The 8,029-nt window shown below is 66.0% G+C and carries 5 protein-coding genes; all 5 read left to right on the top strand.

Going from position 1 to position 8,029, the window contains the following annotated elements; genetic code table 11:
• Positions 1 to 338 precede the first annotated feature (338 nt).
• Positions 339 to 1,118: a hypothetical protein gene (locus tag CKO41_RS17500; protein ID WP_200383198.1), complete on the top strand. Its 780-nt coding sequence runs from the start codon at positions 339 to 341 to the stop codon at positions 1,116 to 1,118.
• 1,716 nt (positions 1,119 to 2,834) lie between these two features.
• A complete protein-coding gene (locus CKO41_RS17495; protein ID WP_200383197.1) occupies positions 2,835 to 3,524 on the top strand; it encodes an SOS response-associated peptidase in 690 nt (229 codons plus the stop codon).
• Between the two features lie 242 nt (positions 3,525 to 3,766).
• A complete protein-coding gene (locus CKO41_RS17490; RefSeq protein ID WP_200383196.1) occupies positions 3,767 to 4,192 on the top strand; it encodes an HNH endonuclease in 426 nt (141 codons plus the stop codon).
• Positions 4,193 to 4,400: 208 nt separating this feature from the next.
• Positions 4,401 to 4,619, top strand: a complete 219-nt coding sequence (locus tag CKO41_RS17485; RefSeq protein ID WP_200383195.1) for a hypothetical protein — start codon at positions 4,401 to 4,403, stop codon at positions 4,617 to 4,619.
• Positions 4,620 to 7,670: 3,051 nt separating this feature from the next.
• Positions 7,671 to 8,029, top strand: a 359-nt coding sequence (locus CKO41_RS17475; protein ID WP_200383193.1) for a hypothetical protein, incomplete at its 3' end; no start/stop codon positions are given.

Below are 8,029 nucleotides of genomic sequence, written 5' to 3'. Positions count from 1 at the left end.
CCCCCGCGCGGCGCTACGCCGCTGCACGTCGCACCGAATATGCCTTCGCCGATGTGCGCCGAGCGCTCGCCCATGAGCTCGCCGACGTCGGTTTCGGGGTCGACTGCGGCGATCCCGGCCACGGCACCCGAAATCCCCTCATCGCGGCTGTCATGCGGTTAGTCGCCTGAGGAAAACGAGAAACTTCAGCTTGTGATATGGGAGTGTGAAATGGCTGCCCTTGCTGAAGTGCAACGCCGTTGTACGGGTTTTCTTGGCGGAACGCGGGTGGATTAGCACCCAGGTCAAAGTAAGGCTGATGGCGCTTGCCTGGAAGCGATTCAATGCGAGGGGTGGCAGTGAGATCTCAAGAAGGACAGCAGGCGGATGTAGCGGACTGCGAACCGAACCCGGCAGAGGTTCGTAAGCTTCTGTACGAGCCAATCGCACCCTACTTTACGAACACATACAATACGCTAATCAGCGTTGTTCAAGGTATCGCACTTGCCTCGCTTTTCTTCGTAATCCAGGGCGCGATCGATGAGTCAGGTTTGAGTGGCTTCCCGATCTTGGGTATCTGGAAAATTCTAATAGCATTCTGCTTTGCATCGCTGGTTTGGCATCGGTATGTTGTTCATGATCAGTATTTGGTATGGCCTCTTGATATCGTTGATACGTTGATACCGATGGGTTTTGCTGTGCTCCAGATGATACTGATGTTATACATATTTCGGGAGACTTTTGTCTTTTCGGGAGTTTTGGGGTTGTTGTGCTTTCTAGGTGCTATAGCGTATAAAAATGCCGATATAAAGCATGCGCGGCCACGCACGTTTAAGATTTACAAGAACCACTTCGAAAGCCAGCCAGACGAGTTCGTGGAAACGCTTTTGTCGGCGATCGGAAGATTCGAGCGACGGCAGGCGTGGGAGTTCTTTCTGGCCGGTGTGATTTTTTTTGGAGTCGCGATTGCTGGTTCTTGGCGAGACAATCCCCGAGATTTGGAGATTGTATTCGTTGTTCTCGCTCTTTTGTTTATTGGCTGGACGTATCGTTGCGACCTGAGGTGTGAGCTAAAAAGATATAGACCGCTGATGGGGTATCTTTGCGAGGAAAAGAAAGAGATCGAAGAGCGAGCATAGGTGCCGGGCCAATGATGCCGGACAATCATGTCAGCGGCGGGATTGCGGTGGGGTTCATGGCGGTTCTGCCTGAGTGCCTGGAAAGAGAAAGGTAGTCGGGGGCGTTCTATCCGGCTGCGGTGTTCGGCTCAGACGTAACGGACTTACGCGAAACCGCCGTGAGTCTGTGCTTCGGGCAGACCTCGGGGCTTGTACCACCCGGCCCTCACCCGAACACCACTCGCGACCAACGGCTCGACCAGGAGCACAGCATGGCGGACTACGGCGAGTGGACCCGCAAAGGGGCGACCCTCAGCGACGTGACCGCCGTGAAGGAGTACGGCGTCGACCGCGAGTTCATCCTCAGGGGATCCAGGCCGGGAAGCTGGATTGCCGCGAAGAGGCCGTCTGGGGCAATCCGTATCTTAGACTCCTGCGGAGCCAGCTGGAGCGCTATATCGCCGACGAGCTCGGAGAGGACCATCTGTCACGCAGCAAGACCGCGACCGAGCTGCGCCGGGTCAACCGGGAGATCGCGAGGCTCAGGAAGGAGTTGGCAGACCTGGAGGCCCGGAAGGCCGCGCTCGAGCAAGAGCCCGGTTGACGGACCACCGCGACCACTGGCCGCCGCGTCGACTCTGGCTGGCCACGACGCCAACCGCGACGCCGACCCCACCCGGACCGCTCCCGTCACGCCCCTTGCATCGCGCACACCCCGCGCGAGCAAGGGTCGCGCCGCTCGCTGCGCCGTGCTGACGGCCAGCCCGCTTGCGCCCCCGCACTCGGGCCGGGCAGCGCCAACGACGCGCTCCCCGGCCCGGCGCGGTGGCACGGCGCTCCGGGGCTCCGGTAGGCGCTCTGGAAGGCTGCGGAGCGTGGCCTGTCACGGCCCCGGCAGATCCGTCCCGCGGCTCGCGGCACTCGTTCGATCCGGGTCGGTGGCCGCCAGCCGCAGGCCGGGCCAGGGCCGCGCCAGGCCCCGACCTCATCTCATCCGGGGAGTGCCCCGGACCCCACGGCCGCTGCGCGGGTCGCTGCGCTCCAAGCGGCCACGACCTCTGTGGATCACCCCCCAACCCCCCTCAAGGGGGGCAGGGCGCCTGACGGCGCACTGGCCCCGTGCCAACGGCTGGCCCGCTTGCGGCGCTGCACACGCCCCGGGCAGCGCCCACGACGCGCTCCCCAGGGCGGCGCACCGCCACGGCGCTCCGGGGCAGGGAGCCGGCGCTCTGGAAGAATCGGAGCGTGCCCTGTCACGGCCCCGGCATCCCGGCACCAGCGCTCGCGGCACCCGTCTGATGCAGGTGGTGGCCGCCAGCACCGGGCCGGGCCAGGGCCGCGCCAGGCCACGACCTGTTCTGACCCGGGGAGTGCCCCGGACCCCACGGCCGCGGCGCGGGTCGCTGCGCTCCAAGCGGTGGGTCTGCCGGCGCGGGGTCGGGCCGGGCAAACGACGCCCGTCCCTCCTGTCCCGCGCCGGCAGCCCTGACCGATTTAGATCCCCCCGCTCGCTGCGCTCGCGCCCCCCAGGGGGAGAGGGCCATGCCTGGCCCCGGCTCGGCATCCTGCCTCGGTGGGCGCGCGCCTGAGCTGCGCTCCAGGCGACGCGCGGGACGCCAGCGCGCTCCCGGGAGCCCGCTGCATGGATGCCACTTCGTGCCACGCATTCCCTGTCTCCTGCGCTAAGGTTGTCTCCATACGAGCCGGCAACGGCGCCACCGACCATGAGGTGCTGCGATGTGCGGACGCTTCGCACTCGGGCGCTCACCCGACGACCTGCGTGACTACTTCAGCCTGTTCGAGACGCCCGAGGTCACCGCGCGCTACAACATCGCCCCGTCGACCCCGATCCTCGCGATCCGCGAGCGCGATGGCCGGCGCCGTGCCGACCCGCTGCTCTGGGGGCTCATCCCGCACTGGGCGAAGGAGCGCAAGACAGGCTATTCGACGATCAACGCCCGCGCCGAGACCGCCGACACGGCCCCGTCGTACCGCGCCGCCTTCCTCAAGCGCCGCTGCCTGATCCCGGCCGACGGCTTCTACGAGTGGCAGGCCCGCGAGGGCAGCAAGACCAAGCAGCCGTACTTCATCTCCCGGACCGATGGCGCGCCGCTGGCCATGGCCGGGCTCTGGGAACAATGGCGCGACCCCCGGGGCGACGCGGTCATCGAGTCCTGCACCATCCTCGTCACGGCCGCCAACGCGCTGGTCGCGCCGATTCACCACCGCATGCCGGTGCTGCTCGACCCGGAGGACTTCGCGGCCTGGCTGGACCCGGGGAACCAGGACCGGGAGGCGCTGAAGGGGTTGCTCCGGTCCTATCCAGAGGACCGGCTCCGGGCCGTGCCGGTCAGCCCTCGGGTCGGGAATCCGCGGAATGACGATCCAACGCTGGTGGAACCGGTGGGGGAGGGGATGGCCGGTTAGCCGGCGCGGCGCGAGCCGCGACCGATCGCGGACAGCGGGCGTCCGCCTCCTTGCGCCCGGGGCGCCGGTCGTGATGACATTCCACCGTAGCCCGGCCTCAGGCTGGATCAGCCTGCCCCGGCTACACGAACCCGGCGCCCGATCCGGACCGGACGGCGCGCCTTTCGGCCAGACCGATCATCGGCTGGTTTCCCGTCTTAGCCCCGAAAGGGCGAGCGGGCTTCATGGATAGGAGCCTTCTCATGTCTCGCATGTCTCTCTTGGCCTCCCGCTATCGGTCCTACCGCGCGCAGGGGCGCCGCTGCCACTACTGCGGTGCGCCGATCTGGCTTCGCGACCTGACCGGATTCGCCAGGCTTCACCGTCTCCCTCTGGAGCTGGCGGCGCGTCTGCAATGCACCGCCGAGCACCTGGTCGCGCGCCGCGACGGCGGCACGGACGCGCGGGCGAACATCGTCGCCGCCTGCGTCTTCTGCAACACCAGGCGCCACGCCCGTCGCCATCCCCTTTCGGCGAGCGCGTACCGCGAGCTGGTGGCCCGGCGCATGGCGCAGGGCAAATGGCACCCGCGCGAGATCCACCAGTTGTTGCGTTCCCTCCCGGACCCAGGCGCGACTCGACCGGTGCACACGGGGGCAGATTGCTTCCCCATCGCCCTCGGTCGGTGACCCCGGCCTGGCCCCGATGCGGCGCGGTGGGCGCCGCCCGATTTCGGCTCGTGACCCGCAGTGTCGAGCGCATCACCTATACTCTCCGTGGATGCCCTCGGCGGGGCTCGCCGGCAGTGTGCGGCTGGAGACCCCGAAACACCTCTCGCGGGGGCGAGAGGGCGAGGTCCGATTCCGCGAACAGGGGAGCGGCAGGGGACCAGACACCATGTTCCGACGGCTGGACAGCCTGGGTCTGGTTGCGCTCGTATGTCTGTGGGGCCTGACGCACGGCTGCGACCGGCTCCCGCCGAACATCGCCAACTGCACCGGGAACCTCGAGGCGCGGCAGGCCGTGTGGGACGAGTGCGGCGTCGAACCCGATGCCGCCGAGGCGAAGGCGGCCTTCTTCGCGGACAAGTGCCCGTTGCACGAGAAGGAAATCTAGTTGAATCGGGTGCCGCCGTGGCTGGGGGCTTGGTTTGACGGGGTGTTCTGAGGGGAAGCTGGGAGTGTCGTTCGCTTCAGTAGGCGCCGCCGCAAACCTTTGCATCGGGACGGGTTGCGCGGAAGAGGCCGACGTCTGCGTGACATAATCCCGTAAATCCCATGAACGGGCTCAGTTTACAGGACGGAGTCTAGCTGGTAGCTTTTAAAGAGCCGAGCCCACAGCAGGGCATATGCGATGCCGTGGGCTCGGCTACTACGCTTTTATTGTCAAGCCTTGTCCCTTGGTAGCCATGGGATGAGGCTTTTTATTCTGCTTAGCGGGATTGTAACGTCGAATCGCGCTCGCAGATCGCCTGTGGAGGTGCGCCTCATGTGGAAAGAAGGTTTTCCATCTTCCCATTCCTGAAGCTCCGCAAGGGTCAACTCCATCTGACCGATGGCCTCGTTAATTCGTTGCGGTAACTTGCCTTCCGCAAGCGTGTCCAGCCGGATGGAGTCGCTAACTCTACGTTTCACTGACGGCTCCTGATGAAAGGCTCCGGCAAGGCGATTCTTTCGCGAAACTACAGCATAATAATTTGCTTCTCAGAATCACCTTCCCGAATGAAAAGCCCAGCGTCAGGAGTATCTTCAAGACGATCAGCCAGGAGTCCAAGCTTAACGTACCGGCGAAGGAGCTCCACGACCGTTGTTTCGCGCTTCTTCGCCGTGTCGGTCAACTCGTTGTAGAGCGACTCGGGAACGACAAAATTATAGCGCCTGGTCTTTACCGGTTGATTCGACATTTCAGTATCACCCTGGTTCTCGCGGGAACATCCTCCTGAGCTAGGCAGTGGCTATGTGCCGTAGAGGCACTAAGTTCAGATGATGTTCTACTTCATTTGAAACCTCCCGAGTTGACTTTGGGGCGCCTCTCTGTGCGCCACGATTTGGCCGAAGATCAGCTAAATCAGCAAAGGTATTCCCATGATCTCTCGCCGCAGTGCGCCTTTCGAGCGCGCTGCCAAGTGCATTCCCTGCGCCCCAGAAAGCCCGTTTGGGGCGAGTGGTTGCGGCAATTGCTCTACCTATTGGATTCGCGCGTGGAAAGATGCGTCGAAACCGGGAAGCAAGACGTCTTGTGACCAGCAACACTCGTGATCTGCTTGCTTTGTTTATCAGGGGCTTACTTCTAGATAACTTCCCTCTACCCATCTGATGTCTCCTCTCTGCTCTGTCTCCTACCGTCGTTACAGGCTACCGTTTGCGTTGGATGTTCCAGCACCGTCGAGTTTCTGGGTAGCCAGATCAGAAACGCGACAAAATGCCTTGCTCAGGCAAGACACATGATATGCGCATATCATGTGCATTTCAAGGGGCGGCCGCGAAAGGCTTAAGTCTCGAAGGCTGGAGAACTGGTCGGCGTCAGTGACTTGACTCGGGGTTCTGGCGTAGGATCCCAGTCCCCGAAGCTCCGGAGTCCACAGTCGATCGGGTGTACCGATGGCGCGGCGCTCGCCCGCCACCGTGAAGCATCCCGTTTCATCTTCCGTGGGCCGCCACGCCTGTATGGTCGTTAGGGCAAGTTAACGAACTTCCGTTCAAAGACCCTGCGGCACCTGACGACCCACGGCGCCGCACTACTTCGTACGAGATCAGCGCACCGCCCATCCCGCGATCTGTGTGCGAGTTCAGCGGGATGGCGCCGCAGCTTGCCACCAGCAGTCTACTCAAACGAGGGACTGCGACATGGAAGGGGGATAGTGGTCGCGAAGGGGACGGGGTTCGCCCGCTCCGTGACGCAATCAGAATCGTGACTCGGTTCGGTCGCGCCCGCGCCGCTCTCCGAGCCGTGCCATGCCGCACCCGAGCTTCCCTCTCGACCCCGCTCCCCAACCCCGGCTATCGGGACAATCAGCAGCCGCGACACCGACCCGCGTCACCCGTTCCCGGTGCCGCCCCGTCCCTCAACGACCCGCTCGATGCAGGGGCCGCGCTCCGGCCGACGCGTGCGGCCGCGCCGCCGCCGACCGTCGGTGCTGACCGACGACCGCCGATGCCGCGTCGGCGGCCGTCGCTGTGGTTCGACCTGTGACAGCGACCCACGATCCCGCCGACGCGGCCCTTCGACTGGATCGTGATGAGGAGCCCCGAGGCTCGCGCGCCGATCCCGCCGCTGGCGACGCTGCAATCGCGTCCGGACCTCGATCGCCCAGTCTCGAGACCCGCGGCGCGCTCGGACCGGCCCGGGGACAACGTGCGCCGCGGTGGCCCCGGCCCCGCCGCCACCGGCGTTGACCGCGGCTGCCGGTTGCGCTGCCGATCGCGACGGAGGGGTAGCCGGTGAGACTGGCGCGTCGGGACGGCGAGCGCGGCGCCGGCAGGCCGCCGGGCCAGCGCCTTCACCCGGCGGTCCGACCCCTGCGTCCGGCCCGGCCTCGTCGCGCGACCGGCCGCCCATTCCCCCCAGCAGCCGAGACCACCTCAACGAATCATGGCGGGGCTCAGGCAGCCCGGCCCGGCGGCCGGGTAAGGTAGGCAATCCCTGTTTACACGCCGCGGGCGCCTACATTCAGCGCCTTCCCGGGCCGGTCAACCGCTCGCCGCTGTCGCCGTGCCAGGCAGGCAGCGCCGTGCGGCTCGCTCGCCGGCCGTCACCGCTGGTGGCACCTTTGAGGTGGTGAGGGGGAGGGTCTGCAAGGCGGGGTGCCGCGGTCTGCTGGCGCCGTGCCGGGGTGCGGGCGGCTCGGCTGCCGGTTGGCCCCTCCCAATCCCTGCAACCCTGGGGCGGCGCATCCCTGCGCGCGCCTCCGTTTCACCTGGGCTCGCCCTCCGCAAGCGTTGCCGCTCATCGGGCGCCGCGGGCGGCTCGGCTCGCCCTCCGCAGGCGCCGGCAAGCACGGCCTGTCAGGGGCTGCCCCGGTTGTTCGCGTTCGAGCGTAAGCACCTGTATTTGCTATTTTTTCTTGATAAAAGGCACTGTAAGTGCTATATTTAAGTCACCGGTGGCGCTAGGCTCCCGGTCCCGCCCGGGGGGTGCCCGGGGCGGTCCCGGTCCCTGGGGGGTGCCATGTCCGCTTTCGCTCTTCCATCCCGTGCCCTGGTCGCGCCGGCTCGCGGCCTGGGCGGTGTGCCCTTGGCCGCGCCCTGGTGGCGTTCGCTGGTCGGCTCGGCGCTGGCTGCTGGTGCGGTGCGCTGGCGGGTGCGCGCCTCGGCGCGTTCGTTCTCCGGCGCTGTCATCGTCGCTGGTTTCCGCTCGTGCGGCGCCGCGGTGGCCTTCGCCGCGGCCTGGTCCTGGTGGTGCGGGTGTGCGGTGGCCCTGCGCCGCCGCGCCTCGGGCGGGTCGGTCGTCTGGGCCGTCTCGGTGCCGGTCGCCTGGCCCGGCGGGCGCGGCGGCGCAGGGCCACCGCACACCCGCACCACCAGGAC

Source organism: Thiococcus pfennigii, from assembly GCF_016583835.1.
GTDB lineage: Bacteria > Pseudomonadota > Gammaproteobacteria > Chromatiales > Chromatiaceae > Thiococcus > Thiococcus pfennigii.
The sequence above is the reverse complement of the archived record's forward strand: the minus strand, read 5'-3'. Positions and strand labels throughout refer to the sequence as shown.

Coding starts and splice junctions, on each gene's coding strand:
- CKO41_RS17490 (WP_200383196.1), top strand. CDS start 3,767: ATGTCTCGCATGTCTCTCTTGGCCTCCCGCTATCGGTCCTACCGCGCG.
- CKO41_RS17495 (WP_200383197.1), top strand. CDS start 2,835: ATGTGCGGACGCTTCGCACTCGGGCGCTCACCCGACGACCTGCGTGAC.
- CKO41_RS17485 (WP_200383195.1), top strand. CDS start 4,401: ATGTTCCGACGGCTGGACAGCCTGGGTCTGGTTGCGCTCGTATGTCTG.